The organism is Nonomuraea sp. 3N208 (assembly GCF_052245935.1).
In the GTDB taxonomy this organism is placed as follows: Bacteria; Actinomycetota; Actinomycetes; order Streptosporangiales; family Streptosporangiaceae; genus Nonomuraea.
Genome location: NZ_JBQQBR010000014.1, coordinates 178,392 through 204,337 on the forward strand (window position 1 = coordinate 178,392; position 25,946 = coordinate 204,337).

General features: G+C 69.7%; 23 protein-coding genes, 4 tRNA genes, 1 pseudogene and 1 riboswitch. Of the genes and pseudogenes, 14 read left to right on the plus strand and 14 right to left on the minus strand.

The genetic code is table 11. The annotated features are described in order from the left end of the window. Window positions 1-5: 5 nt before the first annotated feature. On the minus strand, window positions 6-899 hold the full coding sequence (locus ACTWPT_RS22635; RefSeq protein WP_443179423.1) for an SDR family oxidoreductase: 894 nt from the start codon (window positions 897-899) through the stop codon (window positions 6-8). Window positions 900-966: 67 nt separating this feature from the next. Here ACTWPT_RS22635 and ACTWPT_RS22640 point away from each other — a divergent pair, with 67 nt between their 5' ends. Beyond that, window positions 967-2,733, plus strand: coding sequence for a thiamine pyrophosphate-dependent enzyme (locus ACTWPT_RS22640; RefSeq protein ID WP_443179424.1), 1,767 nt, complete (start codon window positions 967-969; stop codon window positions 2,731-2,733). Here the strand turns inward: ACTWPT_RS22640 and ACTWPT_RS22645 are convergent. Continuing rightward, window positions 2,702-3,469 carry an IclR family transcriptional regulator gene (locus ACTWPT_RS22645; protein WP_443179425.1) on the minus strand — a complete coding sequence of 256 codons (768 nt, stop codon included), beginning with the start codon at window positions 3,467-3,469 and terminating at the stop codon, window positions 2,702-2,704. The genes ACTWPT_RS22640 and ACTWPT_RS22645 overlap by 32 nt on opposite strands. A gap of 82 nt (window positions 3,470-3,551) precedes the next feature. Between ACTWPT_RS22645 and pobA the strand changes: the two genes are divergently transcribed. After that, window positions 3,552-4,715, plus strand: a complete 1,164-nt coding sequence (gene pobA, locus ACTWPT_RS22650) for a 4-hydroxybenzoate 3-monooxygenase (protein ID WP_443179426.1) — start codon at window positions 3,552-3,554, stop codon at window positions 4,713-4,715. A 72-nt stretch (window positions 4,716-4,787) separates the two neighbouring features. Beyond that, window positions 4,788-5,063 carry a DUF6401 family natural product biosynthesis protein gene (locus ACTWPT_RS22655; RefSeq protein ID WP_443179427.1) on the plus strand — a complete coding sequence of 92 codons (276 nt, stop codon included), beginning with the start codon at window positions 4,788-4,790 and terminating at the stop codon, window positions 5,061-5,063. A 142-nt stretch (window positions 5,064-5,205) separates the two neighbouring features. Here the strand turns inward: ACTWPT_RS22655 and ACTWPT_RS22660 are convergent, their stop codons facing one another. Further along, complete coding sequence (locus tag ACTWPT_RS22660) at window positions 5,206-6,054, minus strand: mechanosensitive ion channel family protein (protein WP_443179496.1); 849 nt, start codon at window positions 6,052-6,054, stop codon at window positions 5,206-5,208. 170 nt (window positions 6,055-6,224) lie between these two features. On the opposite strand from ACTWPT_RS22660, the gene ACTWPT_RS22665 reads away from it, so the two are divergent. Next, entirely contained in the window at window positions 6,225-6,605 is a 381-nt protein-coding gene (locus ACTWPT_RS22665) for a VOC family protein (RefSeq protein ID WP_443179428.1), read from the plus strand. A gap of 67 nt (window positions 6,606-6,672) precedes the next feature. Here the strand turns inward: ACTWPT_RS22665 and ACTWPT_RS22670 are convergent, their stop codons facing one another. From ACTWPT_RS22670 to ACTWPT_RS22680, 3 genes and pseudogenes are all read right to left on the minus strand, one after another. Beyond that, a complete protein-coding gene (locus ACTWPT_RS22670; RefSeq protein WP_443179429.1) occupies window positions 6,673-7,440 on the minus strand; it encodes an HpcH/HpaI aldolase family protein in 768 nt (255 codons plus the stop codon). Then, on the minus strand, window positions 7,437-8,189 hold the full coding sequence (locus ACTWPT_RS22675) for an exo-alpha-sialidase (RefSeq protein WP_443179430.1): 753 nt from the start codon (window positions 8,187-8,189) through the stop codon (window positions 7,437-7,439). Before ACTWPT_RS22675 ends, ACTWPT_RS22670 begins: the two co-directional genes overlap by 4 nt. Window positions 8,190-8,262: 73 nt before the next feature. After that, window positions 8,263-9,369: pseudogene (locus tag ACTWPT_RS22680) on the minus strand (ABC transporter substrate-binding protein); the annotation flags it as partial. 105 nt (window positions 9,370-9,474) lie between these two features. Between ACTWPT_RS22680 and ACTWPT_RS22685 the strand changes: the two are divergent. From ACTWPT_RS22685 to ACTWPT_RS22695, 3 genes are read left to right on the plus strand one after another with little or no spacing between them, the layout of a single operon-like run. After that, window positions 9,475-10,698, plus strand: a complete 1,224-nt coding sequence (locus tag ACTWPT_RS22685) for a four-carbon acid sugar kinase family protein (protein WP_443179431.1) — start codon at window positions 9,475-9,477, stop codon at window positions 10,696-10,698. Next, window positions 10,695-11,690 (plus strand): 4-hydroxythreonine-4-phosphate dehydrogenase PdxA, encoded by a 996-nt coding sequence (gene pdxA, locus ACTWPT_RS22690; protein WP_443179432.1) that lies wholly within the window; start codon window positions 10,695-10,697, stop codon window positions 11,688-11,690. The genes ACTWPT_RS22685 and pdxA overlap by 4 nt, the downstream gene beginning before the upstream one ends. Before the next feature lie 16 nt (window positions 11,691-11,706). Continuing rightward, entirely contained in the window at window positions 11,707-12,507 is an 801-nt protein-coding gene (locus tag ACTWPT_RS22695; protein ID WP_443179433.1) for a DeoR/GlpR family DNA-binding transcription regulator, read from the plus strand. Window positions 12,508-12,802: 295 nt separating this feature from the next. On the opposite strand, the gene ACTWPT_RS22700 is transcribed toward ACTWPT_RS22695, so the two are convergent. The 3 genes from ACTWPT_RS22700 to ACTWPT_RS22710 all read right to left on the minus strand — a co-directional run bounded on the left by ACTWPT_RS22700 (window position 12,803) and on the right by ACTWPT_RS22710 (window position 14,299). Then, window positions 12,803-13,336 carry a hypothetical protein gene (locus ACTWPT_RS22700; protein ID WP_443179434.1) on the minus strand — a complete coding sequence of 178 codons (534 nt, stop codon included), beginning with the start codon at window positions 13,334-13,336 and terminating at the stop codon, window positions 12,803-12,805. A 70-nt stretch (window positions 13,337-13,406) separates the two neighbouring features. Then, on the minus strand, window positions 13,407-13,892 hold the full coding sequence (locus tag ACTWPT_RS22705; RefSeq protein ID WP_443179435.1) for a quercetin 2,3-dioxygenase: 486 nt from the start codon (window positions 13,890-13,892) through the stop codon (window positions 13,407-13,409). Then, a complete protein-coding gene (locus ACTWPT_RS22710; RefSeq protein WP_443179436.1) occupies window positions 13,889-14,299 on the minus strand; it encodes a VOC family protein in 411 nt (136 codons plus the stop codon). Before ACTWPT_RS22710 ends, ACTWPT_RS22705 begins: the two co-directional genes overlap by 4 nt. A gap of 65 nt (window positions 14,300-14,364) precedes the next feature. Between ACTWPT_RS22710 and ACTWPT_RS22715 the strand changes: the two genes are divergently transcribed. Next, window positions 14,365-15,009, plus strand: coding sequence for a TetR/AcrR family transcriptional regulator (locus ACTWPT_RS22715; RefSeq protein ID WP_443179437.1), 645 nt, complete (start codon window positions 14,365-14,367; stop codon window positions 15,007-15,009). Between the two features lie 271 nt (window positions 15,010-15,280). Here ACTWPT_RS22715 and ACTWPT_RS22720 read toward each other — a convergent pair. The 5 genes from ACTWPT_RS22720 to ACTWPT_RS22740 all read right to left on the minus strand — a co-directional run bounded on the left by ACTWPT_RS22720 (window position 15,281) and on the right by ACTWPT_RS22740 (window position 18,037). Further along, window positions 15,281-15,355: transfer RNA gene (locus tag ACTWPT_RS22720), tRNA-Val, on the minus strand. Window positions 15,356-15,375: 20 nt separating this feature from the next. Beyond that, a tRNA-Gly gene (locus ACTWPT_RS22725) sits at window positions 15,376-15,447 on the minus strand. A gap of 50 nt (window positions 15,448-15,497) precedes the next feature. Then, window positions 15,498-15,568, minus strand: a tRNA-Cys gene (locus tag ACTWPT_RS22730). 15 nt (window positions 15,569-15,583) lie between these two features. Beyond that, window positions 15,584-15,655 (minus strand) — tRNA-Gly (locus tag ACTWPT_RS22735). A 90-nt stretch (window positions 15,656-15,745) separates the two neighbouring features. Continuing rightward, entirely contained in the window at window positions 15,746-18,037 is a 2,292-nt protein-coding gene (locus tag ACTWPT_RS22740) for an N-acetylmuramoyl-L-alanine amidase (protein WP_443179438.1), read from the minus strand. 228 nt (window positions 18,038-18,265) lie between these two features. Here ACTWPT_RS22740 and ACTWPT_RS22745 point away from each other — a divergent pair, with 228 nt between their 5' ends. The 6 genes from ACTWPT_RS22745 to ACTWPT_RS22770 all read left to right on the plus strand — a co-directional run bounded on the left by ACTWPT_RS22745 (window position 18,266) and on the right by ACTWPT_RS22770 (window position 25,931). Next, a complete protein-coding gene (locus ACTWPT_RS22745) occupies window positions 18,266-18,541 on the plus strand; it encodes a hypothetical protein (RefSeq protein WP_443179439.1) in 276 nt (91 codons plus the stop codon). 13 nt (window positions 18,542-18,554) lie between these two features. Continuing rightward, window positions 18,555-20,375 carry a glutamine--fructose-6-phosphate transaminase (isomerizing) gene (gene glmS, locus ACTWPT_RS22750; RefSeq protein WP_443179440.1) on the plus strand — a complete coding sequence of 607 codons (1,821 nt, stop codon included), beginning with the start codon at window positions 18,555-18,557 and terminating at the stop codon, window positions 20,373-20,375. Window positions 20,376-20,436: 61 nt separating this feature from the next. Next, entirely contained in the window at window positions 20,437-21,213 is a 777-nt protein-coding gene (locus ACTWPT_RS22755; protein ID WP_443179441.1) for an SAM-dependent methyltransferase, read from the plus strand. A gap of 140 nt (window positions 21,214-21,353) precedes the next feature. Next, a complete protein-coding gene (locus ACTWPT_RS22760; protein WP_443179442.1) occupies window positions 21,354-22,301 on the plus strand; it encodes a tripartite tricarboxylate transporter substrate-binding protein in 948 nt (315 codons plus the stop codon). Window positions 22,302-22,305: 4 nt separating this feature from the next. Continuing rightward, a riboswitch (cobalamin riboswitch) is annotated at window positions 22,306-22,501 on the plus strand. A gap of 87 nt (window positions 22,502-22,588) precedes the next feature. Beyond that, on the plus strand, window positions 22,589-24,745 hold the full coding sequence (locus tag ACTWPT_RS22765; RefSeq protein ID WP_443179443.1) for a ribonucleoside-diphosphate reductase subunit alpha: 2,157 nt from the start codon (window positions 22,589-22,591) through the stop codon (window positions 24,743-24,745). A gap of 229 nt (window positions 24,746-24,974) precedes the next feature. Beyond that, on the plus strand, window positions 24,975-25,931 hold the full coding sequence (locus ACTWPT_RS22770; RefSeq protein WP_443179444.1) for a ribonucleotide-diphosphate reductase subunit beta: 957 nt from the start codon (window positions 24,975-24,977) through the stop codon (window positions 25,929-25,931). Window positions 25,932-25,946: the final 15 nt, after the last annotated feature.

The window sequence follows — 25,946 nt, forward strand, 5'->3', positions numbered from 1 at the left end:
TGGCGTCAGCCGCGGGTCGGGCGTTCGTAACCCTCGTCGCCGCCGTAGACGTGCCGGTCGGGGTCCTGCTCCGGCTGGGTGGCCGGGCTGGTCGGGGAGGCGGTGTGCTCGGAGGCGAAGTCGTCCGAGAGGACCGGCGGGGGTGGGGCCAGGTAGTCCTGCCAGGTGATCTCGCCCTTGGGGGTCGCGTCCGTGGTCAGGAGGTCGGCGCGCATGGACGCGTACAGACGGCCGGGGTAGCGGACGGGCAGGCAGGCGCGGCGCAGGTGCTGGGCACGCAGCCAGGTCCTGGTCAGCTCCGCGGTGTCGAGCACCTGTGGGCCTCCGTACTCGATCTCGGTGCGCTGCGGGCCGGCGGCCAGCAGGCCGGCCGCCTGGGCGGCGACCTCGCCCGTGTGGACCGGCTGCCAGGGCACGGTCGGGTCGACCGGCAACACCGGCAGCGCGGAGAAGTCCCGCAGCCGCTGGTGAAGCCACTGGTGGAACGGGGTGGCGCGGAGCACCGTCCAGCCCAGGCCGCTCTCTTCGACCAGGCGCTCGGCCTCCAGCTTGTACCGGAGATAGCCGACGGGCGCGCGGTCCGCGCCGACCATCGAGGTGAGCAGCAGGTGGCCGACCCCGGCCTCGCGGGCGGCCATCACGAGCAGCCGGGTGCCCGGGATGTCCACCGCGCCGCGCCCCTTGCGGCCGCTCGTGGCCAGGTGCGCGATCGCCTCCACACCGGCGACGGCTTCCGGCACGCCGTTGCCGGAGAACAGGTCGCCCCACATCCACTCGACGTTCCCGCGGCTCTCCCTCTTGGTACGGCTCAGCGCCCGCACCTGGTGACCCGCCTTGACCAGCGCGGGCACCAAGGCCCTGCCCAGCGTGCCCGTGGCTCCCGTGACCAAAATGCGCATGCCGCCCCTCTACCCTCGAATCCGCACCCTTGACATGGGCGCGGCGATGTGGGGTAGGGCCGCTCGCATGGCTCGAATCGCATCGGAATCCTTGATCGAACGGCTCGCGGAGTGGGGCGTGGACACCGTCTTCGGCCTGCCGGGCGACGGCATCAACGGCATCATGGAGGGGCTGCGGCGCCATCGCGACCGGGTGCGCTTCGTCCTCGTCCACCACGAGGAGGCCGCGGCCTTCATGGCCACCGGCTACGCCAAGGCCACCGGGCGCATCGGGGTCTGCCTGGCCACCTCGGGGCCGGGCGGGATCCACCTGCTCAACGGACTCTACGACGCCAAGCTGGACCACGTGCCCGTGCTGGCGATCACCGGCATGCAGGAGACGTCCGTGCTCGGCACCGGCTACCAGCAGGAGGTCCACCTGGACAAGCTGTTCTCCGACGTGGCCGAGTACAACATGATGGTCACCAATCCGGCGCAGCTGCCGTCGCTGGTGGACCAGGCGGTCAGGACGGCGTACGCCCGGCGTGGGGTCTCCCATCTGACCCTGCCCAACGACATCCAGGTGGCCGAGGCGGGCGCGGACCCGTACCAGCACGTCGCGCCGGCCAGGCTGCCGCAGACCGCGCCCGTCTACCTGCGACCGTCCGGCATTCCCCGGCAGGAGGACGTCGAGTGGGCGGCCGAGGTGCTCAACCATGCCGAGCGCCCCGCCATGCTGGTCGGGCAGGGCGCGCTGCACGCCCGGCAGGAGGTGCTGGCCGTGGCCGAGGCGCTCGGCGCGCCCGTGGTCAAGACGCTGCCCGGCAAGGCCGTCATCCCGGACGACTCGCCGTACACGACCGGCGGGATCGGGCTGCTCGGCACCCGGCCGAGCGAGGAGCTGATGGACGACGCCGACGTGCTGTTCATGGTGGGCACGAACTTCCCGTACTCGAAGTTCCTGCCGGAGCCGGGCAAGGCGCGGGTGGTGCAGTTCGAGGCGGAGCCGACCAGGGCGGGGGCGCGGATCGCGACCGACGTGCCGGTGGTGTGCGATGCCAAGGAGGGGCTGGCGGCACTGCTGCCGCTGCTGTCCCGCCGGGACGGCAACGCCCATCTGGAGAAATATCAGCGAATGATGGCCGAGTGGCGGGCCAGCATGGACACGCTGGAGAACCCCGAGCGCGACCCGATCGCGCCGCAGTACCCCGTCTCCATGCTCGACGAGCTCGCCGCCGACGACGCCATCATGACGTGCGACAGCGGCACCGTCGCCACCTGGGCGGCCCGGCACTGGACGATCCGCGGCGAGCGCGAGTTCTACCTGTCGGGGACGCTGGCCACGATGGCGAACGGGCTGCCGTACGCCATCGCGATGCAGCACGCCTACCCCGGCCGGCAGGTCATCGCGTACGTCGGCGACGGCGGCTTCTCGATGCTGATGGCCGAGTTCCTGACGGCCGTCCAGCAGCGGCTGCCGATCAAGGTGATCGTCAACAACAACAACTCGCTCGGCCAGATCCTGTGGGAGCAGATGGTGCTCGGCTACCCGGAGCACGGCGTGCGGTACCCGGAGCCGGAGGCCGACTTCTCGGCCTGGGCCCGGTCGTGCGGCGGGTTCGGGGCCAAAGTGACCAAGTCGGACGACGTGGGCCTGATCATCGGGCAGGCGCTCGCGCACGACGGCCCGGCGCTGGTCGACGTGGACGTCAACCCGAACGAGCCGCCTTTGCCGGCCAAGGTCTCCTACGAGCAGGCCAAGAACTTCGCCCAGGCGTTCCTCAGGGGGCAGCCGCACCGGGCCGCCATCGCCACCACGTTGTTCAAGGACCGGATCCAGAGGATGGGGGACTAGCTTTCGCTATCGCGGCCGCGGCGTTCAACAGGGGATCGATGAGGCGGGGCAGCTCGCGGGCGCGCCGGGAGGCCACCACGATGCCCACGGCCGCCACGGGCCGCCCGTCCACCAGGATCGGGGCCGCGGCCGAGCACGAGCCCAGCGTCATCTCCTCGTACGTGAGCGCGTAGCCCTGGGCCCGGACCGCCGCCAGCTCCCTGGCCAGCCGGCCCGGCTCCGTGATCGTGTGCCGGGTGGGCCGCTCGAGCTTGCGGGCCAGGTAGGACTTGACGAACCAGTCGGGCTCGTACGCCAGCAGCGCCTTGCCCACGCCCGTCGGGTGCATCGGCAGCCGGCCGCCGGTCCTGGAGACGATGGGGACCGCGCGCCGGCCGTACACCTTGTCCACGTACAGCACCTCGAGTCCGTCGCGGACCGCCAGGTGCACGTTCTCGCCCGTGGTGACGAACAGCTCCTGCAACCAGGGATGCGCCAGGCCGAGCAGCCTGTCCGGGGCGAGCTGGCCCAGCTCCCACAGCCGCAGCCCCACCCGCAGCCGCCCGTCGGGGTCGCGGCTGAGCGCCTGCCACTCCTCCAGCTCGGCCACCAGCCGGTGCGCCGTGCTCAGCGGCACCCCGCTCCGCCTGGCCAGGTCCGTCAGCGTGAGCTGAGGGTGGGCCGCGTCGAACGCGCCGAGCAGGGCCAGCACCTTGGACGTCACGGTGCGGCCTGGCTCACGGGATCCGCCTGACATGCTCGTAATCATTCCACACCAATATTCCGCTCAGTGGAAGCAGACACTCGGCCTACCCCGCTCGAGGCAGGATGCTTCCCTCATGCGAACTCAGGTCGGGATCATTGGCGCGGGCCCAGCTGGCCTGCTGCTGTCTCATTTGCTCCACCTCCGCGGCATCTCCTCCGTGGTGCTGGAGAAGCGCAGCCGCGACTACGTCGAGCGGCGGGTGCGGGCCGGCGTGCTGGAGCAGGGCACCGTCGACACGCTTGTCGAGGCGGGCGTCGGCGAGCGGATGTTGCGCGAAGGGCTGCCGCACCACGGCATCGAGCTCAGGTACGGCGGCGCAGGCCACCGCATCCCGTTCGAGAAGCTCGTCCCCGGCAGGTCGATCACGGTGTACGGGCAGCAGGAAGTCGTCAAGGATCTCATCGCGGCCAGGCTGGCGGCGGGCGGCGACGTGCGGTTCGAGGTGGAGGACGTGGCCGTGCACGGGCTGGAGTCCGAGCCGTACGTGACGTTCGATGGCGAGCGGCTCGACTGCGACGTGATCGCCGGCTGCGACGGCTTCCACGGCGTGACCCGGCCGTCCATCCCCGAGGGCGTCCTGAGCGTTTTCGAGCGTGAATATCCCTTCGCCTGGCTCGGCATCCTGGCCAACGTCACGCCGTCATCGGAGGAGCTGATCTACACCAGGACCGAGCGCGGCTTCGCGCTGCACAGCATGCGCTCGCCCACCGTCAGCCGCTTCTACCTGCAGGTTCCCGCCGACACCCGGATCGAGGACTGGCCGGACGAGCGGATCTGGGACGAGCTGAAGGAACGGCTGGAGAGCGTGCCCGGCTTCACGCTGACCACCGGGGAGATCACCGAGAAGGGCGTCACGCCGATGCGGTCCTTCGTGGTCGAACCCATGCAGTACGGGCGGCTCTACCTGGCCGGGGACGCCGCCCACATCGTGCCGCCCACCGGGGCGAAGGGCCTCAACCTGGCCGTGGCGGACGTGCGCGTGCTCACCGAGGCGCTGGCCGCGTACTTCTCGGACGGCTCCACCGCGCTGCTGGACGGGTACTCGCAGGCGTGCCTGAAGCGGGTGTGGCGAGCGCAACACTTTTCGTGGTGGATGACGACGTTGCTGCACACGTTCGAGGACGACGACGCCTACGGGCGGCGGCTGCAGCTGTCGTATCTGGACTACGTCACCTCGTCCGAGGCCGCGGCTACGACGCTCGCGGAGAACTACGTCGGCCTGCCATATGGCAGCTGACCTTGGAAAATGCTTTAGGGTTGTTTGGTGGTCTTTGAGGAAGGTTGGGCGGCTTCGCCCTTTCGGTGGTTGATGGGCGAGCTAGGCGACACCCAGCTCGCGCGGATGGGCAGCGAGCCCGGGCTCGTCGCGGCCGTGGACCAGCACGCTGCTGTGCTGCGTGATGCGATCCCGCTGGATCGCGAGACCCTGGGCGACTACCTGCTCGGCTTCCTCGACGAGCTCCGCCACCGCGGCTGGGCCTTCACCGGCGAGCCCGCGGAGCTCGACGCCGCGGCCCTGCGGCTGACGGCGGTCTGCTGGCTCGCCCGCGAGCTCGGCTTCCTGAACGACGAACTCCCCGCCTGACCGGGGCCCACCGGACCCGCTGACCGGCGAGCCACCCGCCCCGCTCGGCTCGGAGGTGGGGCCGAGTGGGCGGGTCGCCGTCCGGGCCGGCTATGCGGCATGTCCGACGGTGGGTCAGCCAGGAGGCATCTCCGACGGTGGGTCAGCCAGGAGGCATGTCCGAGCGGGGCGGGCCCGAGGGCGGCGGCATGTCCGAGCGGGGCGGGCCCGACGTCGGCGGCATGTCCTCCGGCCGGGACGGAGCCCCCGGAGTGGTGCGGATGGGCGCCGTTTCCTCGGTCATCGCCGCGGCGTCCTGGCGCCCACGCTGGTACGCCTCCGCGTGCGCCTTGGCCTGCGGCGCCTCCTCCTCGATCCGGCCCAGCCAGCGCTCCCAGCGCTGCTGCATCGGCCGGACGAGCCCGCCGCCGATGCCGATGGCCGCGATGGCTCCTATGGTGGCGAGCACGGTGATCAGCACCGGAGTCGTGACCGTGGTGGCCACGCCGATCTGGTTGAGCGCCGCGATGATGCCCAGCGCCCAGATGAACACCGCCGCGGCGGTGGCGATCCAGCGGCCGTACGACAGCCCGCCGAGCGCCCCGTTCAGGATGTCCCTGACGCCCCTGGCGATGGCGCCGGCCACCACGATGATCACGATGGCGACGAGGGCCATGGGCAGCCAGGCCACCACGGCGGTCAGCAGCGCCGAGATCGGGTTCGGCCCGAAGACGCTGAACGCTATCTGCAGGGTGACCAGGATGATCGCGTAGAAGACGATCCTCGCCAGCAGGCCGCTGGCGTCGTACTTGCTCCGCTCCAGCCAGCGGCGCACACCACTGCGCTCCACCGCCCGCTCGAACCCCACCCGTTCCAGAATCTTGTTGACGATCTTCTCCAGAGCCTTGGCCACGATCCACCCGATGAAGAGAATCACCAGGAACGCGACCAGCCTCGGAACGAACGTCGCTATTTGCCGCCAGGCGTCTTGGATGCCCTGGCCTATGTTGATGTCCACGGTTTCCTCCTCCGAGGAGTCAATGCCACGGCGCTACCCGGGCCGAAACGGTCTATGCACGCAGCGGCATCAAAAGTTCGCGCTGGGCGACATTTCGCCGAGGGTCGGCATGCGGACGGCAAGGGATGCGCCAACGGCCTGCGGCTTCGCTAAGGTGAGCGGTCGTGCATCGCAGCCGCGTCTACGCCCTCCTCATCGACACCCCCGCGCCCGAGGCCGACCGGGCCGCGGCCTTCTGGGCGGCCGCGCTCGGCGCCACCGCCCGTCCCCTCCAGGGCGAGGAGCAGTTCATCTCGCTCCACCAGGCGATTCCCGGCCTCGTCACGGCCGTCCAGGCGGTCGACGACGCGCCCCGCTTCCACCTCGACATCGAGACCGATGACGTGGAGGCCGAGACGGCGCGCCTGGTGGCGCTCGGTGCGACCCAGGTGTCGCAGTGGATGGAGTGCCGGATCCTGCGCGCTCCCGGAGGGCATCTGCTGTGCGTGCTGCCCGTGGAGAGCGACAGGGAGGTGTTCGAGGCCGAGGCCAACACCTGGCCGTGAGACTCTTGGCAGGCCGCTTCAGCTTGGGCCGTCGGGTGACACGAGCAATGCGCCGAGGAGGAACCCTTCAGGCGCCGCCCCGCGCGGCCTTCAGCTGCGCGGCCGCGGCCTGCTCGAGGTGGACGAGGTCGGAGGCAACGGTGGCGAACGTGAAACCCTCGGCCAGGCGGCGGGCGGCCTGCTCGCCGGTGGGGTTGTGGATGCCGGCCGCGATCCCGGCCCGCTCGGCGGCCGTCCGGATGCGCTCCAGCGCCGCTTCGAAGACGCCGGCGACGTCGGGATCGTTCGGGAACCTGCCGCCGACGGCCAGGCACAGGTCGGACGGGCCGACGTACACGCCGTCCAGGCCGGGCGTGGCGCAGATCGCCTCGATGTTCGCCAGCCCGTCCGGCGTCTCGATCATGGCCAGGACCAGCACGCTCTCGTCGGCCTCCGCCGGAGTGGGGCCGATCCGCAACATGGAGCGCATGGGGCCGTAGGAGCGGCGGCCGGTGCCGGGGTAACGGGCGGCGGACACGGCCCGGGCCGCGTCCTCGGCCGTGTCCACGAGAGGCACGATCACGCCGCCCGCGCCGTAGTCGAGGGCTCTGCCGATGACCGCGGGGTCGCCGGACTCGACCCGCACCAGGCCGATCGAGCGGCCGCCGGCGTCGATGGCCATGAGGTTCGCCAGCAGGCCCGCATGACCGATGAGCCCGTGCTGGCCGTCCAGGGCGACGTAGTCGTACCCGAGCCGGGCCAGGCGCTCGGTGGCGACGGGTGCGTCAAGCACCACCCAGTAGCCGACGGCCCGTTCCCGGTTGCGGATCTTCCTGGCGAGCTCGGCTGCGGTCATGCGCTCTCGATCTCCTCTGCGCCGATGCGGATGTGCTTGATCACTTTTCGGTGGTAGGTGTAAGCGACGTGCACGTCCCCGTCGGCCGTCTGTGTGATCGACGGGTACGACAGCTCCCTGTTGAGCCCGTCGCGGGAGTCGTTCGTCATGCAGTAGCCGTCGCCCGTCTCCAGGTCGCGAAGGTCGGGCCAGGTGCGCCCGCCGTCGCGGGACAGTCCCAGCGTCAGCGGCGCCCGCGGCGCGCCCCAGAACGCCGCGCCGGAGCTCTGCCCGTGGCCTTCGATCTCGTCGTAGAGCGAGGTGCGCCGCTCGGTGGCGTCGGCCCGGCTGCTGCGGTTGAACGCCAGCGCCACCCGGCCGTCGGCCAGGTGGGTGGCCTGGATGGAGGAGTTGTTGTTGGGCAGGGCGGTGGGCACGGGCGCGCTCCACGTCCGGCCGTCCGGCGACCGGGACTCGTAGATCGCGTCCGCCCAGCGGCTGCGGAACAAGGCCAGCAGCGTGCCGTCGGCCAACGGGACGACGTTCATGTGCACGCAGCCGATGCTGTCCGGGATCTCCTGGGACGTCCAGGTCGTGCCGCCGTCCTCCGACACGTACAGGGCGCTGGTGTCCTCATCGCCCACCCACTTGCCGGTCGTGGGCCGTTTGCAGCGGAAGATCGGCAGCAGCCACCGGCCATCGGGCACGACCACGATGGGCTGGCGGACGAAGACGCCGCCGTCGGAGCCGGCCGGGACGAGCGTGCGCACCGGCCCCCATGAGAAGGCTGTCGCTCGGGAACTCGCCGGTCTCCCAGATGATCTTGAGGTTGAGGTCGCCCGGTCTGATGCCCGCCTCCGTGAGCAGCCGGGCGGCCATGGCGGGGTCGTGGACGTACTGGCCGGTCTTCACAGCTCCCGCCAGGATGGGGGAGACGACGCCTTCGGCCGGGATCACCGTGCCCTGCAGCACGTCCTCGGCGAGCGTGCGGCCGTCCACCGCGAACGTCAGCGCCCTGCGCACCCGCGCGTCGGCCAGCGGGTGCCCCGGCGGCTTGCGGAAGTTGAAGAACAGCTGGTTGATGCGGGTGCCGACGGCCGAGGCCAGCGCGACGTCGGGCAGGTTCCTGAGCTGCTCGGCCGAGTCGGGGGGGATCGTGTCGATCACGTCGATCTCGCCGCTGCGCAGCGCCACGACACGGCTGGACTCCTCCTGCATGAACCGCACGTGCACGGTGCTCACCCGCGGTTTCTGCCCCCAGTACGCGGGGTTGGCCCGCAGCGTGTAGACGCCCGTGCCGCGGTCGGCCTCGGTCACCGTGTAGGGGCCGCTGCCGAGGCCGCTCTGCAGTTCCTGCGGCTGGTTGGCGCCGGACGGGGTGATGAGGATGTTGGCCATCAGGAAGTCGAGCATCGGCAGCGGCTTGCGCGTGCGCAGCCGGAACGTGCCGCCGCCGTCGTCCGTCACCTCCGGCCACTCGGGGAAGAACGTGGCGATGAACGAGCCGCTGACCTGCTGGTACATCTCCAGCGCGGTCGCCACATCCTTGGGGGTGACGGGGGAGCCGTCGGAGTAACGGGCGGCGGGACGCAGGCGTACCGTCCACTCCGTCGGTGCGGTGAGCTCGAAGCTCTCGGCCAGCACCGGTTGCGTGGTGAGCCGCGGGCCGATCCGGGTCAGGGCCTGGCGGACGCCGCGTTGCACGGTCACCGCCGCTTCGAACTGGTTGAGCTTGTTGTCCAGGGAGACCAGGGAGCGGTTGAGGGCGAGCACCATCGAGCCGGGTGCGGGACTGCCCGTCGGCCCGGCGCACCCGGCGGCGAGTGAGCCGGCGGCGAGCCCGGTTCCCAGCCTGAAGAACGCGCGGCGGGAAACCTCCGGGGGTGTGGACTGAGACATCAGCCCTCCGTTGACCAGGTGGGATGTCGTAGCGGGGGGTGCGGGAAACATCCGCGTCACCTTCGTTCACTTGTTGGCAACTGTGGCATAACGTGCGCGTTTCGTGCAATACTTGCGGCGTGATTCGCGCAATTTGCTGAAGTTGGAGGTGCGGGCATGGGTCGGACGGCCGTGTTCGCCCTGGCCGACGACTTGTCAGGGGCGGCGGAGACGGCGGCCGTGCTCATGACGTGCGAGCGACCTGCGCGAATCGCGCTATCCGGGCCGCCTTACGCACCGGCTCCGGTCCTGGTCGCCGACCTCGACACCAGGCACCATCCCCGGGCCGGGGAGGTGGTGTGGGAAGCGCTGAGGCACACCGGCGACCGCCGTGTCTTCGTCAAGATCGACTCCCTGCTCAGGGGCGCCGTCGCCGCCACGCTCGCCGCCTGCGCGTCCGTCCCCGTCGTGCTTGCTCCTGCGCTTCCGTCCGCCGGTCGTACGGTCGTCGGCGGCATCCCCTACATGTACGGGACGCCTCTGCGTGAAACGCGCGCATGGCACGCAGAGCCCCGCCCTGCACCTGTCTCGGTCGCCAAGGTGTTGGGCGGGCTTCCCTCGGTCCTCGTTCCTCTCGCCGTCGTACGCGTAGGCGGCGAATCCCTGGCGGCCGCGCTGTCGGAGGCCGCCGATGCCGGGCAGGTGGCCGTGTGCGACGCGGAGACGGACGCCGACCTGGACGCCATCGTCACCGCCACGCTCGAGGGCGACCCCAGGACCCGCCTCGTCGGAGCAGGGGGCCTCGCCGCCGCCCTCGGCCGCGCCCTGGAGCCCGCTGGGCGACCGGCCGCACGACCCGCCCGCACTTGCGCCTGTGACGCGTCACCGGGAACCGGCGCGCTGCTCGTCGTGGTCGGCACCGCGGAGCCGGCGGCGGCCGCGCAGGCCAGGCTGCTCGCCGAGCACGGTGCTCAAGCCGTGACCCTGGACGCGGCTGGCCTCGACGGTGCCGCTGCGGCACGCGTCCGTGAGGCGCTCACCGCAGGTCCCACCGTGGTGACCGTGACCGTTGAGTGCCCGGCCCCCTCGACCCTCACCGCGGCCCCCTCGACCCTCACCACGGACCTCGCCGACCTCGTCCGCCGGGCGCTCGACGGCGGAACGAAGCCCGCGGACCTGGTCCTGACCGGCGGTGAGACCGCCAGGAGGGTCCTGGAGGCGCTGGACGTCCGCGAGCTGACACCCGTAGGCCAAGTGCACCATGGCGCCGTGCACAGCCGCACTCCTCAAGGCGCGTCGGTCGTCACCAGACCCGGCAGCTTCGGCGGCCGCGACAGCCTCCTCCGCATAGCCGCCCACCTCAGGCCGCACCTCTTCCCCTCGACCGAAAGGCTGACATGATCCCTCTCATCGCCCTCACCATGGGGGACGGCTCCGGAGTAGGACCGGAGGTCATCGTCGGCGCGCTGCTCGCCCCCGAGGTCTCCGCGTTCTGCCGCCCGGTCGTCGTCGGCGACGCCGGACGCCTGCGCAAGGCCGCCGGCATCCTCGGCGTGCGGCCGGAGGTGGTCACGGTGGAGGGGGTCGGTGAGGCCACGTTCGAGCCGGGCCGGATCAACGTGATCGACCCCGGCCTGCTTCCCGGTGACCTCCCGTGGGGCAAGGTGTCCCGGATCGCGGGGCATGCCGCGTACGAGTACGTCCGCTTGGCCAGCGAGCTGGCGATGTCCGGCGACGTCCAGGCGATCTGCACGGCACCGCTCAACAAAGAGGCCCTGCACGCGGCCGGCCACGTCTACCCCGGGCATACGGAACTCCTGGCCCACCTCACTGGCACGGCGGAAGTGTCGATGATGTTGTCGACACCCAAGGTCAAGGTCATCCACGTCACCACCCACATCGGCCTGATCGACGCGGTCGCCCGCATCGAGCCCGGCCTGGTCGAGCGCACCGTCCGCCGCGGCGAGACCGCCATGCGCGGCTCCGGCCTCGACCGTCCCAAGATCGGCGTGTGCGGCATCAACCCACACGCCGGCGAGAACGGCCTGTTCGGGTACGGCGAGGAGGAAGAAAAGATCGTCCCGGCCATCGAGCGCCTCCGCGCCGAGGGCATGAACGTCCACGGTCCGCTTCCCGCCGACACGGCCTTCTTCCTCGCGGGCCGCGGTGACTACGACCTCATCGTGGCGATGTACCACGACCAGGGACACGGCCCGGTCAAGATCCTCGGCCTCGAGGCAGGTGTCAACATCACCGTCGGCCTGCCCGTGATCAGGACGTCGGTCGACCACGGCACCGCGTTCGACATCGCGGGCAAGGGCGTCGCCGACGCCGGTAGCATGATCGAAGCCCTCCGCCAGGCGGCCGAGCTGTCGTCGGCCCAGGGCGCGTGACGGGAAGGGACCACCGATGGGCCGCGCAGCACAGGCACGCCGCGACGAGATCGTCCGACTGGCCACCACCACCGGGCTGGCCAGCGTCGAGGAGCTGTCGGCCCAGCTGGGCGTGACGGCCTCCACCATCCGCCGCGACCTCGCTCACCTCAAGGCCGCGGGTCTGCTGGCCCGCACGTACGGGGGCGCCATGGCGGTGGTCACCCACCCCGAGGCGTCGCTGCGCCAGCGCATCGGCGAGGCTTTCGACGCCAAACGAGCCATCGCCGCCTGGGCCGCCTCCCAGATCCGTCCTGGCGAAACCGTTCTCCTCGACGCGGGCTCCACCACCGGCGCCCTGGCCCACGAACTGCGCCGTGCGGTGGACCTGACGGTCGCCACCACGGGCCTGAACGCCCTTCAGGAGCTGGCCGGAGCCCACGGCGTCCAGGTCGAATGCCTGGGCGGCACGCTCCGCCACGTGAGCCAGGGCTTCATCGGCCCGCTTGCGGAGGCGGCCTTGGAGCGCATGACGTTCGACCGGGTCTTCCTGGGCGCCGACGGGGTGACGGCGGAGGACGGCATCTGCGAGGCCAGCCTGCAGCAGACGCGGCTGAAGGAGCTGATGATGAAGCGTTCCCGCCGCGTCTATCTCCTGGTCCACGCGGCAAAGCTGGGCCGCCGCCCGTTCCATGCCTGGGCCCGCATGCCCGATCACTGGACCCTGGTGACGGACGCGTCCGCCACCGCCGATTCCCTCGAACCTTTCAAAGCCCGAGGCGTCGAGACCATCGTGGTCGATCCCGCGGGTGGTCAGCCCGGGACACAGAACACATAGACAGTGCCCCTGATCCCCAAGGTGCTACCGCCGACGAACTGCCAACCGGTCGGCTTCCCATTCGTGATCACGGCGGGGTTGAAGAGGATCGTGAAGGGATACTTGGCGCTGTAAGGGCTGCTGATCGCGTAGCCGCCGCCGGTCGCGACGTGCCCACTGTCGCATGGTGGCCAAGGGCGAGGGCGGATTTGTGAGAGACGGTGACCGCTCCCGCTGGACCCGGGGGACCCTTCGGGCCGGTGTCACCCTTCGGGCCCTGCTCTCCCTGCGGGCCCGATCCGGGCGGGAGGCCGGGTCAGTGTGGGGAGATGTAGATGGGCTCCCAGGCGGGATTGCCTGTCGTGCATTGGATCGACGGCTCCGGTGCCCGGCGCTCGGCGCACACCTTCAGGTCGACCTGGTACACGCGGTGGTAGCTGAAGGAGAAGGTCTTTGGTGTGCGGTAGGTGCAGGTGCGTACGTGGTGTGGCTTCCAGGTCACCTTGTTGCCGGCAGCGTTGACCGTGGCGATGTTGAACACCGCCCACCCGCAGGAGGAGGTCAGGGTCAGGTCGGATACCTTGCCGGACACGGTCAGCGTGGCGGCGGACGGGATCACCTCGTGGTCCTCGCCGGTCGGGGTGACCGTGCCGAGCGCCTTGGCTCGCCTGGCGCCCGGCGAGTAGTACGGACCCCAGGCCAGGGGCGCGTCGGCAGCACGCATCTGCCCCGCCTCCACGGCCGTTGTGGCCTTGGCCGGGGTGCCGGCCGACAACAACATCGCCGTCGAAGCCACGGCGATCAACGCGACTGGGGAGGGCGTGGCATCGAGCAGATGAAGCGCGCTCATGGTCGCCCTCTGGTGGGTGTAGAGGCGGAGCCTGCTCGGCTGCAGCAGGCGCAGCGGAGAGTTCTGGCGGTTAGCGAAGGCGTGGGGCAGGGCCGAGGATCTGGTGGCCGTAGCGCTGGCCGGCCTCGATCAGGCAGGGGATGTCGGGCGGGGCCGGGGCGGGTAGGCCGGGATGTTCCGCGGGGCGGCCGAGTTCGGCGATGAACTGCTCGAATCCCGACGGCGTGGTGATCTGCAGACCTCGTACTGGTCCGTCGGTGACGATGAAGGAGTGCGGGATGCGGCGGGGCAGGAAGGCGAAGTCGCCGGGTCCGGCGGTCCAGTGGTGGTCGCCGCAGTCGATGGTGATCTTTCCCTCGAGGATGTAGAACGCCTCGTCCTCGCGGTCGTGGATGTGCTGGGGCGGTCCGAAGCCGGCCGGGGCGGACCACTCGATGAGGGTGAAGGCGCCGCCGGTCTGGTCGGCGCCGGCCTTCACCGCCATCCGAGTGTCCAGGAACCACAGGTGCGGCCCGTCGGTGGAGGTGAGCAGATAGCCGCTGGGGTCGAAGCTCATCGGGCGTCCTCGGGCTCGCTCTGGGCGGGGTGGTAGAAGCGGATCTCGATGCCGTCGGGATCGTGCAGGCCGACCAGCACCTGGCCGACGTGACCCGTCACGATGCCGCCGTGCGGCTCGGCCAGGTCGTCCAGTCGCTGCTGCCAGCCCTTCAGATCACGCAGGGTGGGTACGCACAGGGCCATCGGGTCGAATCCAGACATCGCGGCGGCCCGTACCGGATCTTGGCGCAGTGCCACATCGAGGGTGTTGTTCGCATCCCGGAGGGCGACGCCCATGAGCTTGCCGTCTTCGACGAACTCGATGAAGAGGCGCAGGCCTAACACGCGCTCGTACCAGTCGCGGCTGCGTTCTACGTCCGTCACCGGGAGTTTGACGTGGTGGAAGCCGTTGAGGGCCGGATCCATGAGCACCTCCATAGAGTCTCGCTAGAGGAAGCTCTAGCGAACTTCTTTGTAGTAGGCTCTAGCGAATGACTGATCCTGTCAAGAGCACGACCGGAAGAGGCACCCGCCGGGCCGCCCAGGCGCGGACCACCCGGAGACGGATCATCGAGGCCGCGCGGGAGCTGTTCCTGCGGCAGGGGTACGCCTCGACCACCCTGGATCAGATCGCTGCCGCGGCCGGGGTGGCGGTGCAGACGGTGTACTTCCACTTCGGCAACAAGGCCACGGTTCTCAAAGAGATCATCGACGTGCTGTCGGTCGGCGACGACGATCCGATACCGGTGCTGGACCGGCCCTGGGTAGAGCAGGTACGCGACGAGCCCGACGGCCACCGCGCGCTGGCCATCTGGCTGGCCAACAGCCGCGTCATCTTCGGCCGGGTGGCGCCGATCATGAAGATCGTCCGCGACGCCGCCGGCTCCGATGCCGAGATGGCCGCCCAGTGGGAGACCAACCAGGGTCAGCGCTACACCGCCCACCACAACCTCGCCGGGCTCCTCGCTGACAAGCAGGCCCTGCGCCCGGACCTTTCGACCGAGGAGGCGGCCGACATCATCTTCACCCTGGTCAGCTTCGAGGTCTACCTGTTGCTCACCGGCGTACGCGGGTGGACACCCGACCAGTGGGAACGCTGGATCCACACGATCATCGCCGCTGCGATCCTGCGATGAAGGCAGCCCGGGTCATCTGGCCGCCATCCAGCGCGCACGCTTGTAGCCGGCCTGGGGCCTGCTCATCGCGTGGGTCCGGGCTCTAGCCCGCTGGGGGAGCCGCCGGTAAGTCGTGGGACCCGCATGAGGGGTCAGCGCAACGTCAGCACCGGTGGCGACAACAGCCATGATCAACCCGGAATAACAAGAAGCCCCAGACTCTCGACATATGCCGGGAGTCCAGGGCTTTGTTTCCTGTTTGACCAGGTCAGAGCTGATCTGCCATGGAGCCTGGTGGACGATACTGGGATTGAACCAGTGACCTCTTCCGTGTCAGGGAAGCGCTCTCCCGCTGAGCTAATCGTCCATATTGAGTTAGAAACTCAGAGCGGAAGACGGGATTCGAACCCGCGACCCTCACCTTGGCAAGGTGATGCTCTACCACTGAGCCACTTCCGCATGGCGCTGCACTTTACTTTAGCGGATCCTGGATGGTCCGCCGGTCGCCGAGGTGGAGACGGGATTTGAACCCGTGTAGACGGCTTTGCAGGCCGCTGCCTCGCCTCTCGGCCACTCCACCAGGAGTCTCGCTCCGAGCGGAAGACGGGATTCGAACCCGCGACCCTCACCTTGGCAAGGTGATGCTCTACCACTGAGCCACTTCCGCGTGAACCCCGTGCGACGTGCGCCGGGCTACGGGAAAACCATATCGTCTCCGCGGAGTGCCCGCGCGCACTCGAAGGCCCGTGGGTGAAATTCAGCTGATCAGGCGGACGTCCTTCGCCATGACGAACATCACCCGGTGGCCCAGCTGGATCTGGTGGTAGCTGGTCTGGCCGGTGGTCGTGACGTGCTTGGACGGGTGGAACGTGCCGGCGGCGTAGTAGGAGCCGGTGATCGTGTCGCCCACCGTGTACGTCTGCCCCGGGGCGATCTTGTACTGGAGCGGCGTCAGCGGCTGGTACGACGCCAGCCTGTAGGCGGATTTCTCGGGATAGGCGCGGCCGTACACCTGGGTGTCAGGCTTCAGCGGAGTGACCAGCGGGCCTTTGGCGGGGACGGCGGTGGGGTTCGAGGCCGGGTTGTGGAACCATGCCTTCTGGCCCAGGTACCAGATGGCCGTCCAGTCGCCCTGCCGCTCCGCGACGGCGAAGCGCTGGCCGGTCGAGGCGCGCGCCGCGTGGTCGTACACGCTGTACGAGCTGGGCTTGCCCCCGTGCTTGCCGACGTCGGTGATCAGCGGGGCACTCTCGCTCGGCGACGTGTGCAGCCACACGGTCGTGGCGCCGTGCGGCGGGCAGTCCTGGCCGGCCTTGGCGGTGAGGCAGCCGGTGAAGCGGGGGCGGTTGCTGCCGTACGTCGGGCGGATCATGACGGAGTCGCCGCCCTCCACCGCCTTCAGCGGGCTGTTCAGCAGGTCGAAGTAGTGGCCCCAGTCCCAGTACGGGCCGGGGTCGTTGTGCATGCCGGCGATGCCCTTCGGCGTGGTGCCCGGGACGTTGTCGTGGCCCAGGATGTGGGCACGGTCGAGCGGGACGCCGTGCTTGCCGGCCAGGTACTGGACGAGCTTGGCGGACGCCCGGTACATCGCCTCCGTGTACCACGTCCCTCCCTTCGCGAGGTAGCCCTCGTGCTCGATGCCGATGGAACGGGTGTTGACGTCCCAGTTGCCCGCGTGCCAGGCGATGTCCTTCGTCGCCACGTGCTGGGCGACATGTCCGTCGCTGGAGCGGATCGTGTAGTGCCAGCTCACGTATTGCGGGTTGCGGATCATGGAGGGGATGCCCTGGTAGGTGCCCTCCGTGTCGTGGATGACGATGTAGTCGACGGATCGAGGGCGGATCATGCGGTCGTGGTTGCCGTAGTCCCTGTTCTTCTTCTTGCCGAATTGCTGGTAGGCGGCGGGCATCCATTCGCAGGCGAGGGTGGTCGGGCACTCCGCCTGTCCGGCACCCTGAACCGGCGGCTCCGCCTGCTCGGCGTTCCAGCCCTGGGACAGAGGGCCGTTCACGGACGTCGGCGCAGCGCCTGTGCCGTCCACGCCGGCGCCGGTCTCCGCGCCTACCACGGGGTTGGCGACGGCGCCGGTCTCTCCGCCGATCCCGGGGTTGGCGACGGTGCTGGTCTGCGCGCTGACGTTGGGGTTGGGGACGGTGCCGGTCTCCGCGCTTACCCCGGGGTCCTCGCCGCTGCCGAGATCACCGCCGGCGCCGGAGCCGCCGCCGGGGAGCTGTCCGCCGGCGTGGGCCGGCTGTCCGGCCCCGGGCAGCGTGCCGCCGGCGTCCTGAGCGTCGCCTTCCACCGGCTGGGGGTCGCCTGCGTGCCTGGCCGACTTGGCCTCCGCGTCGGCGGCCTCCTGCTCGCCGGCGGCGCTCGCACGCCCCTCGACGTCCGTGCCGGGCTGGGGAGCACGCAGGCCTGGTACGGGGTCCAGCCGTATCAGGTGCCCGTCGTCGGTGCGGCGCTCCATCCCCTCCCGGATCACCGCGAACACCTCGTCGGCGAACTCCCGTGCCGCGGCCGGATCCTGCGCCCCCGAGTATCGGGCGATCGCGCCGTGCCAGTCGGCCGGGTCGGTGCTGGAGCGGCCCTGATAGGAGGCGAGCAGGGCGGCACCGGCGCGGATGTTCGCGGCCGGGTCGTGCCGCAGTCGGGCGGGATCGACGCCGACCAGCCGCCCGGCCTCGGGCAGCGTCGTCCGCGGCGCGGCCTGGGAGGTACGCAGAGCCGTGGCCGGGGGCGTGGCGGCCCGGCGCGGCATCGGCCGGGCGTCGTCCCCTCGCGCATCCCCCAGCGCGTCGCCGATCAGGGAGGATCCTGCCGGGATCATGTCCACCAGGTGCATCGGCCCGTACCCCCCGGCGGTGCTCGGCCACCCGCCGTGCGCGTCCCAGCGGGAGCCCAGGTACGCGACCCCGAGCAGCACGCTCACCGGCACCCCGAATTCGCGCGCGGCGGCGGCGAAATCGTGCTGCCTCCCGGAGGCGAGACCCTCCCCGGGCGCGGTGAGCACACCGGCGGCAAGGATGGCGGCGAGCCAGATGTGCATGACATCTCCCCCATAGATCGTCACGATATGACTACTCAGCGTAACTGTTTTCCTGAAAGGCCTGTGTCAGACGGGCCGGACGATACGGATGAGGTTCATGAGGGTTACGGACATCGGGTGCGAGATGTGGACTACCAGCGTCCAGCTCCGAGGGGTTGGCGTTAAATCCTGCCCGATATCGGGCAGGATGTTGGCGTGTCTCGTTCCAGATGCGTAGTGTCCTTCTCTGTGTCCACGGCACGACATCCGTACGAAGATCTCATCGCCCACCTCACCAGGACGAGCCCACTGGGCCCTGGCGAGGCCGCCCGGGTGGTCGCCGACGTGCTGTCGTACTTCTTCGAGTCCGTCGAGGAGTACGTCCGCCGCCGCCACGGCGAGCTGAAGTCCCGCGGCCATACCAACGAGGAGATCTTCCCCAGGATCGCCGCCGAATTACGCGGCCGCCGCGTGGCCGCGCCAGAGCTGTCGCTCCGGCAGCTTCGCAGAATCGTTTACGGATAAAGAGGAGACCTCGATGTGCGGAATCGTGGCCTACGTAGGCCCCAAGGACGCGGCGCCCATCCTGCTGGAGGGCATGCAGCGGCTTGAGTACCGGGGCTACGACTCGGCGGGGATCGTGGTGTCCAACAAAGGGCTGAAGCTCCGCAAGTGCAAAGGCCGGGTGGCCGACCTGGCCAAGGTCGTGCCCACGCGGTTCAAGGGCGGCTTGGGCATCGGGCACACCCGGTGGGCCACGCACGGCGTGCCCAGCGACGAGAACGCCCACCCGCACCTGTCGGCCGACCAGCGCATCGCGGTCGTGCACAACGGCATCATCGAGAACGCCGGCGAGCTGCGCGCCAAACTGATCGCCGACGGTGTCGAGTTCGCCTCGGAGACCGACACCGAGGTGCTCGCCCACCTGATCGCCCACGCCGCCGACGAGAACGACACCCTCGAGGAGGCGGTCAGGAAGACCCTCAAGAGCATCGTCGGCACGTACGGCATCGCCGTCATCGACGCCGAGCGGCCCGGCGAGGTGGTCGTGGCCCGCATGGGCAGCCCGATCGTGCTCGGCATCGGCGAGAAGGAGATGTTCGCCGCCTCCGACGTGGCCGCCCTGGTCCGCTACACCCGCCAGGTCGTGCACCTGGAGGACGGCGAGTTGGCCGTGCTCAAGGCCGACGGCTTCCACACCTTCGCCAGCGACGCCCGCGAGACCGCCAAGGAGCCGCTGACCGTCGACTGGGACGCCGGCCACTACGACACCGGCGGCTACGAGCACTACCTGCTCAAGGAGATCTCCGAGCAGCCCGAGACGATCACGCGCACCATGAGCGGCCGCCTCGACGAGCGTTTCCACGTCGCGCACCTCGGAGGGCTCAACATGGACGCCCGCGAGACGCGCGGCTTCCGCCGCGTGAAGATCATCGGCTGTGGGTCCGCGTACTACTCGGGGCAGATCGGCGCGCAGCTCATCGAGGAGCTGGCGCGCATCCCGTCCGACGCCGAGCCGGCCAGTGAGTTCCGCTACCGCAACCCGGTCGTCGACCCCAACACGCTGTACGTCGCGATCAGCCAGTCGGGCGAGACCTACGACACGCTGGCCGCCGTGCAGGAGCTCAAGCGCAAGGGCGGCCGGGTCATCGGCATCGTCAACGCCGTGGGCAGCGCCATCGCACGCGAGGTGGACGGCGGCATCTACCTGCACGCCGGGCCGGAGGTCTCCGTGGCCTCGACCAAGGCGTTCACCTCCACCTCGGTGGCGTTCGCGCTGCTCGCCCTGCACCTGGGCCGGGTGCGCGACCTGTCGCCGGCCGACGGGCGGCGCATCGTGGAGGGTCTGCGCCGGCTGCCTGGGCAGATCGAGGAGATCCTCACGCAGAGCGACAAGATCGCCGAGCTGGCGGAGAAGTACGCCACGCACGCGAGCATGATGTTCGTCGGCCGCGTGCGCGGCTACCCGGTGGCCAGGGAAGGCGCGCAGAAGCTCAAGGAGATCTCTTACGTGCACGCCGAGGCGTACCCGGCCAGCGAGCTCAAGCACGGACCGCTCGCGTTGATCGGCCCCGACATGCCGACGGTCGCGATCGTCCCCGACGACGAGCTGCTCGACAAGAACCTCACCACGCTCGGCGAGATCCGCGCCCGCGGCGGCCGGGTCCTCATGGTGGGGCACCGCGAGCCCGACCACAAGCTGGCCGACGACGTGATCGTGATCCCCAAGAACGAGATCGAGCTCGACCCGATCCTGCTCACGCTCCCGCTCCAGTTGCTCGCCTACCACGCCGCGGTCGCGCTCGGCCGCGATGTGGACAAGCCGCGCAATCTTGCGAAGAGCGTAACGGTCGAGTAATCGGCCCCCAATTCAGCCGCAAACCTCGTTATTCCGCTGCGAACGACATAAATTCATTACTGTGCGGCCGTTCGAGCAACAGAGGCCAAATCCCGCACGCATGTACGACTACATGCTCGGCGGGTCGGCCAACTACGCGGTCGACCGTCTGGCCATCGAGCAGCTCGCCGAGCTGATCCCGGAGGCGGTCCCGCTGGCCCGCGCCAACCGGGCCTTCCTGCAGCGTGCCGTCCGGTACGTGGCCGCCGCCGGGGTACGCCAGTTCCTCGACCTGGGCAGCGGGCTGCCGACCCAGGGCAGCGCGCACGAGGTCGCACCCGCGGCCCAGGTCGTCTACGTCGACCACGACCCGGTGGTCGCCGCGCACGCCAAGGCCCTGCTCGCGGAGCTCGACGGAGCTCGACGGAGCTCGGATTCGGGCGGGGCCGTCGTGGTCGAGGCCGACCTGCTGGACCCCGATGACGTGCTGGCCCAGGCCGCGCGCTTCCTCGACCTGGCCGAGCCGGTCGGGGTGCTGCTGGTGTCGATCCTGCACTTCCTGTCCGACTCCGCGCAGCCGCAGCGGGCGGTGGCCGCGCTGCGCGAGCGGATGCCCCCCGGCAGCTATCTGGTGATCACCCACGCCACCACCCGAGGGCGGCTGGAGGAGGAGCGGCTGCAGGGCTCGGCGGCGAGCGGCGGCGATCGTACGCCTGCCGAGATCCGTGCGTTCTTCGGCGACTTCGTGCTGGAGCCGCCGGGGCTGGTGCAAGCCGTCGACTGGCGTCCTGACCGGCCCAAACTGGTGGGGGACTGGTCGTTGCCGTCGTCACTGATGGCGGGCGTGGCGAAAAAGTAGCAGCGAAAAAGTAGCTATTTGACCGAATGAATCCCGCTATTTCGCGATCTGTCTTCGGCGTGATCTCAACACCTACGTGTGCATCTCTCTGTAATGGGTGAATAACTTAGGGTAAGGAGGGGCAGGCGAAGGAGAGGCACATGCGCCGTCGGCGGTTCTTCGCATGGGGGCTGGGCGTGGCCGCGATCGCGGCCGGCTGCGGGACCGAGCACGTCACCCGCGGCGCGGCGGGCCGGCGGACCGAGTTCTCGATCAATCCTGGCGGGCGCCGCTGGGACCGGGTCGGACAGGCGTTCGCGGGCGCGGCCCGCACCTCCGGGTACGAGACCGGCGCCGGCACGAGGATCACCCTGACCGGCCTGCCCGCGCTGGCCGACGCCGAGCTGAACAGCAGCAAGGCACTGCTCCACACCGCCACCCCGCTGTCCAGGCTCGCCGGCGACGTGGAGGTCGTGGTCGTGCCCGCGAACTCCCGCTTCAAGGACTTCGCCGACTTCGGCGCTCACCTACTCGCCCAGCCGGGGCAGACGTTGCTGGCGGGCGGGCCGCAGGGGGCGCCCGACCACCTGCTGTTCGGCCTGATCGCCAAGGGGCTCGGGGCGGACACCAGGCAGGTCGACTACACCGGCTACCCCAGCTGCCAGGAGGCCGGGGTCGCGCTGCTGTCCGGCAAGGCCGTGGCCGCCGCGGGGACGCTCGCGGACTGGCGTACGAGCATCGCCAAGGGCCGGGTGCGGGCGCTTACCGTCTCCTCCGCCGTCCGGATGCCCGATCTCGATGTGCCGACGTTGCTGGAGTCCGGCGTCCGCGTGGACTTCGCCGACTGGACAGCCGCCTTCGGGCCCGACGACATGCCGGACGAGAGCCGCGAATCGGCCATCCGTATGTGCGAGGACGTCACCGGCTCGCCCGGCTGGCAGGCCGCCTGCCGGGCGGCCGGCTGGATCTCGATCCCGCTCAGCGGCGACGACTTCACGCGATGGCTCGGCTCCGAGGTGGAGCGCACCCGCGCCGTCCTGCGGGATCTCGGATTGGTGGACGCGACCAAAGCCACAACATGCTGGGGTAGTTGCGGGAACGGCCACTAGATGTAGGATCCTGATCGTCGCTGGTTCGCCTCTCCGGAGGCGGAGCAAAAGGGAACCCGGTGCGATTCCGGGGCTGCCCCGCAGCGGTGAGCGGGAACGACCGCCGTCATGAGCACTGGAGCGATCTGGGAAGCGACGGCCAGTAGGAGCCATTGAGCGCGCCCGCGAGCCCGAAGACCTGCCAGCGTTGTGCAGTGTCCATGGCCTCGAGGGAGGGCCGCGGAGCTACGGGGACCCGCCGTGCTCTCGCGCGCTCTCACGGGGATGAGCTCGCGAGGAGAGAGCACGTGACGCAGGTCATTGAGATCGACCGCCGGCTGGCCATCGAGGAGGCCGCGGCCCGGGTGATCACCGACCCGGCCAACTCCCGAGTCGCCGCCAGGCTGCTGGCCGAGGAGATCGCCGACGAGGCGGCCGGCCACGGGGTGCGGACGTTCTCCGAGTCCATCGCCGCCACCCACGCGGCCGGCCTCATCCAGGACGGGCTGGCCGCGTTCGTTGCCGCGCACGCCGCCGAGCTGGACGCGCTGGTCTCGGAGGCGGCCGACGGCCGGTTCGAGTACTTCGGCCTGCGGACCGTCTACGACCGGTACCTGATGCGCCACCCCGAGACACGGGCCGTGCTGGAGCGGCCGCAGCACTTCTTCCTGCGCGTGGCCTGCGGGTTGTCGGAGACGGTCGAGGAGGCCGCCGAGCTCTACGCCCTGATGTCCACGCTGTCCTACCTGCCCAGCTCTCCCACGCTGTTCAACTCCGGCGCCCGCCGGCCGCAGCTGTCATCGTGCTTCCTGCTCGACTCGCCGCGCGACGAGCTGGAATCGATCTACGACAGGTACGGCCAGGTGGCGCGGTTGTCCAAGTACGCCGGCGGCATCGGCATCTCCTGGACTCGGGTGCGCTCGCGCGGCTCCCTGATCCGGGGCACCAACGGCCACTCCAACGGCATCGTCCCGTGGCTGCGTACCCTCGACTCCTCGGTCGCGGCGGTCAACCAGGGCGGCCGGCGCAAGGGCGCGGCCTGCGTCTACCTGGAAACCTGGCACGCCGATATCGAGGAGTTCCTGGAGCTGCGCGACAACACCGGCGAGGACGCGCGTCGCACGCACAACCTCAACCTGGCCAACTGGGTGCCCGACGAGTTCATGCGCCGGGTGGAGGCGGATGAGGTCTGGTCGCTGTTCGACCCGAAGGAGGTGCCCGACCTCACGGATTTGTACGGCGAGCCGTTCACGGCCGCGTACCGCACGTACGAGGCCGCCGGGCGCTATGTCCGGCAGCTCCCCGCCCGCACCTTGTACGGCCGCATGATGCGGACCCTCGCCCAGACCGGCAACGGCTGGATGACGTTCAAGGACGCCGCCAACCGCGCCTCCAACCAGACCGCCCGCCCCGAGAACGTCATCCACCTGTCCAACCTGTGCACCGAGATCCTCGAGGTCACCAACGACGCCGAGACCGCGGTCTGCAACCTCGGCTCGGTCAACCTGGCGGCACACCTCGCGGGCGGCGACATGGACTGGGAGCGGCTGCGCCGCACTGTCCGCACCGCGGTCCGCTTCCTGGACCGCACCATCGACCTGGGCTTCTACCCGACGCCTGAGGCCGAGGCGGCCAACAAGCGGTGGCGGCCGATCGGGCTCGGCGTGATGGGGCTGGCCGACGTGTTCTTCACGCTGCGGCTGCCGTTCGACTCGCCGCAGGCCCTGGCGCTGTCCACGCGGATCGCCGAGGAGATCGCGCTGGCCGCGTACGACACCTCGGCCGATCTGGCCGCCGAGCGCGGCAGGCATCCGTCGTACGCCGACACCCGGGCGGCCGGGGGAGTCCTGCACCCGGACCATTACGTGGGGAGCACGCCACCCTGGGACGCGTTGCGCGAGAAGATCGCGATCAACGGTCTCCGTAACTCCCTCATGATCGCCATCGCGCCGACCGCCACGATCGCCTCCATCGCCGGCTGCTACGAGTGCATCGAGCCGCAGGTGTCCAACGTGTTCAAGCGTGAGACCCTGTCCGGAGAGTTCCTCCAGGTCAACCGCTACCTGGTGGCCGACCTGCAGGCACGCGGGCTGTGGACGCAGCAGATGCGGGACGCGATCAAGCGCGCCGACGGCTCGATCCAGGACGTCCCCGGCATCCCCGGCGACCTCAAGGCGCTCTACCGGACTGCCTGGGAGCTGCCGCAGAAGGCGCTGATCGACCTGGCAGCGGCGCGGCAGCCGTACATCGACCAGTCGCAGTCGCTGAACCTCTTCATGGCCAGCCCGACGATCGGCAAGCTCTCCTCGATGTACGCCTACGCCTGGAAAAAGGGCCTGAAGACCACCTATTACCTGCGCTCACGCCCCGCGACCCGTATCGCCCAGACCACGGTGGCCGCGCCCGAGCAGGAGGCCGTCGCCTGCTCACTGGAGAACCCAGAGGTCTGCGAAGCCTGCCAGTAACCCAGTGACCCAGTGACCCAGTGACCCAAGTGACCGCTTCACCGAAGAACACGGCCAACGACGCGCTCGTAACGGCGCGTACCCCGTGAGCCTTCACGACCGGCCATGACAGACCCCAGCCTTGTGCGGCGCGTGCGGTGACGCTGGGCGACCGTAAAAGACAGAAGTAGATGTTATTGAGGAGAAAGCGTTGCTGCTCGACCCCGGAATGGACCTCACACTCCGACCGATGCGCTATCCGGACTTCTACGAGCGTTACCGCGCCGCCATCCGGAACACGTGGACGGTCGAGGAGGTGGAACTGCACTCCGATCTCGCCGACCTGACGAAGATGACGCCGCAGGAGCGGCACCTCATCAACCGCCTGGTCGCGTTCTTCGCCACCGGCGATTCGATCGTGGCCAACAACCTGGTGCTCAACCTCTACCAGCACGTCAACGCCCCCGAAGCGCGCCTGTATTTGAGCAGGCAGCTGTTCGAGGAGGCCGTCCACGTGCAGTTCTACCTGACGCTGCTCGACACTTACCTCCCCGACCTTGATGAGCGGGTGAAGGCGTTCGCCGCCATCGAGCACATCCCCTCGATTCGCGACAAGGCGGAATTCTGCTTCAAGTGGATCGACTCGATCAACGGTCTGGACCGCCTGGAAACCGCTGCCGAGCGCCGCCAATTCCTCCTCAACGTCATCTGCTTCGCCGCCTGCATCGAGGGCCTGTTCTTCTACGGTGCCTTCGCCTACGTGTATTGGTTCCGCTCTCGCGGCCTGCTCGGCGGCCTGGCCACCGGTACGAACTGGGTGTTCAGGGACGAGTCCATGCACATGGAGTTCGCCTTCAGCGTGGTGGACACGGTCCGGGCCGAGGAACCGTCGTTGTTCGACGACGAACTGGGCAAGCAGGTCACCGCCATGCTGGAGGAGGCCGTGACCGTCGAACTGGCCTTCGCCGAGGACCTGTGCGGTGACGGCATGGCCGGCATGAGCGTGGACCAGATGCGCCAATACCTCGAGTACGTCGCTGACCAGCGCCTGGCCAGGCTCGGCATGCCCCGCCATTACGGCTCCGCCAACCCCTTCGCGTTCATGGAGCTCCAGGACGTCCAGGAACTGGCCAACTTCTTCGAACGGCGCGTCTCCGCTTACCAAGTGGCGGTTGAGGGCAATGTGACCTTTGACGAGACGTTCTAAGACAAAGGGGGGCAT

Excerpts from the sequence above, each read along its gene's own strand:
- ACTWPT_RS22635 (WP_443179423.1), bottom strand. The coding sequence starts at position 899 with ATGCGCATTTTGGTCACGGGAGCCACGGGCACGCTGGGCAGGGCCTTG.
- ACTWPT_RS22640 (WP_443179424.1), top strand. The coding sequence starts at position 967 with ATGGCTCGAATCGCATCGGAATCCTTGATCGAACGGCTCGCGGAGTGG.
- ACTWPT_RS22645 (WP_443179425.1), bottom strand. The coding sequence starts at position 3,469 with ATGTCAGGCGGATCCCGTGAGCCAGGCCGCACCGTGACGTCCAAGGTG.
- pobA (WP_443179426.1), top strand. The coding sequence starts at position 3,552 with ATGCGAACTCAGGTCGGGATCATTGGCGCGGGCCCAGCTGGCCTGCTG.
- ACTWPT_RS22655 (WP_443179427.1), top strand. The coding sequence starts at position 4,788 with ATGGGCGAGCTAGGCGACACCCAGCTCGCGCGGATGGGCAGCGAGCCC.
- ACTWPT_RS22670 (WP_443179429.1), bottom strand. The coding sequence starts at position 7,440 with ATGACCGCAGCCGAGCTCGCCAGGAAGATCCGCAACCGGGAACGGGCC.
- ACTWPT_RS22685 (WP_443179431.1), top strand. The coding sequence starts at position 9,475 with ATGGGTCGGACGGCCGTGTTCGCCCTGGCCGACGACTTGTCAGGGGCG.
- pdxA (WP_443179432.1), top strand. The coding sequence starts at position 10,695 with ATGATCCCTCTCATCGCCCTCACCATGGGGGACGGCTCCGGAGTAGGA.
- ACTWPT_RS22695 (WP_443179433.1), top strand. The coding sequence starts at position 11,707 with ATGGGCCGCGCAGCACAGGCACGCCGCGACGAGATCGTCCGACTGGCC.
- ACTWPT_RS22700 (WP_443179434.1), bottom strand. The coding sequence starts at position 13,336 with ATGAGCGCGCTTCATCTGCTCGATGCCACGCCCTCCCCAGTCGCGTTG.
- ACTWPT_RS22705 (WP_443179435.1), bottom strand. The coding sequence starts at position 13,892 with ATGAGCTTCGACCCCAGCGGCTATCTGCTCACCTCCACCGACGGGCCG.
- ACTWPT_RS22710 (WP_443179436.1), bottom strand. The coding sequence starts at position 14,299 with ATGGATCCGGCCCTCAACGGCTTCCACCACGTCAAACTCCCGGTGACG.
- ACTWPT_RS22715 (WP_443179437.1), top strand. The coding sequence starts at position 14,365 with ATGACTGATCCTGTCAAGAGCACGACCGGAAGAGGCACCCGCCGGGCC.
- ACTWPT_RS22740 (WP_443179438.1), bottom strand. The coding sequence starts at position 18,037 with ATGCACATCTGGCTCGCCGCCATCCTTGCCGCCGGTGTGCTCACCGCG.
- glmS (WP_443179440.1), top strand. The coding sequence starts at position 18,555 with ATGTGCGGAATCGTGGCCTACGTAGGCCCCAAGGACGCGGCGCCCATC.
- ACTWPT_RS22760 (WP_443179442.1), top strand. The coding sequence starts at position 21,354 with ATGCGCCGTCGGCGGTTCTTCGCATGGGGGCTGGGCGTGGCCGCGATC.
- ACTWPT_RS22770 (WP_443179444.1), top strand. The coding sequence starts at position 24,975 with ATGCGCTATCCGGACTTCTACGAGCGTTACCGCGCCGCCATCCGGAAC.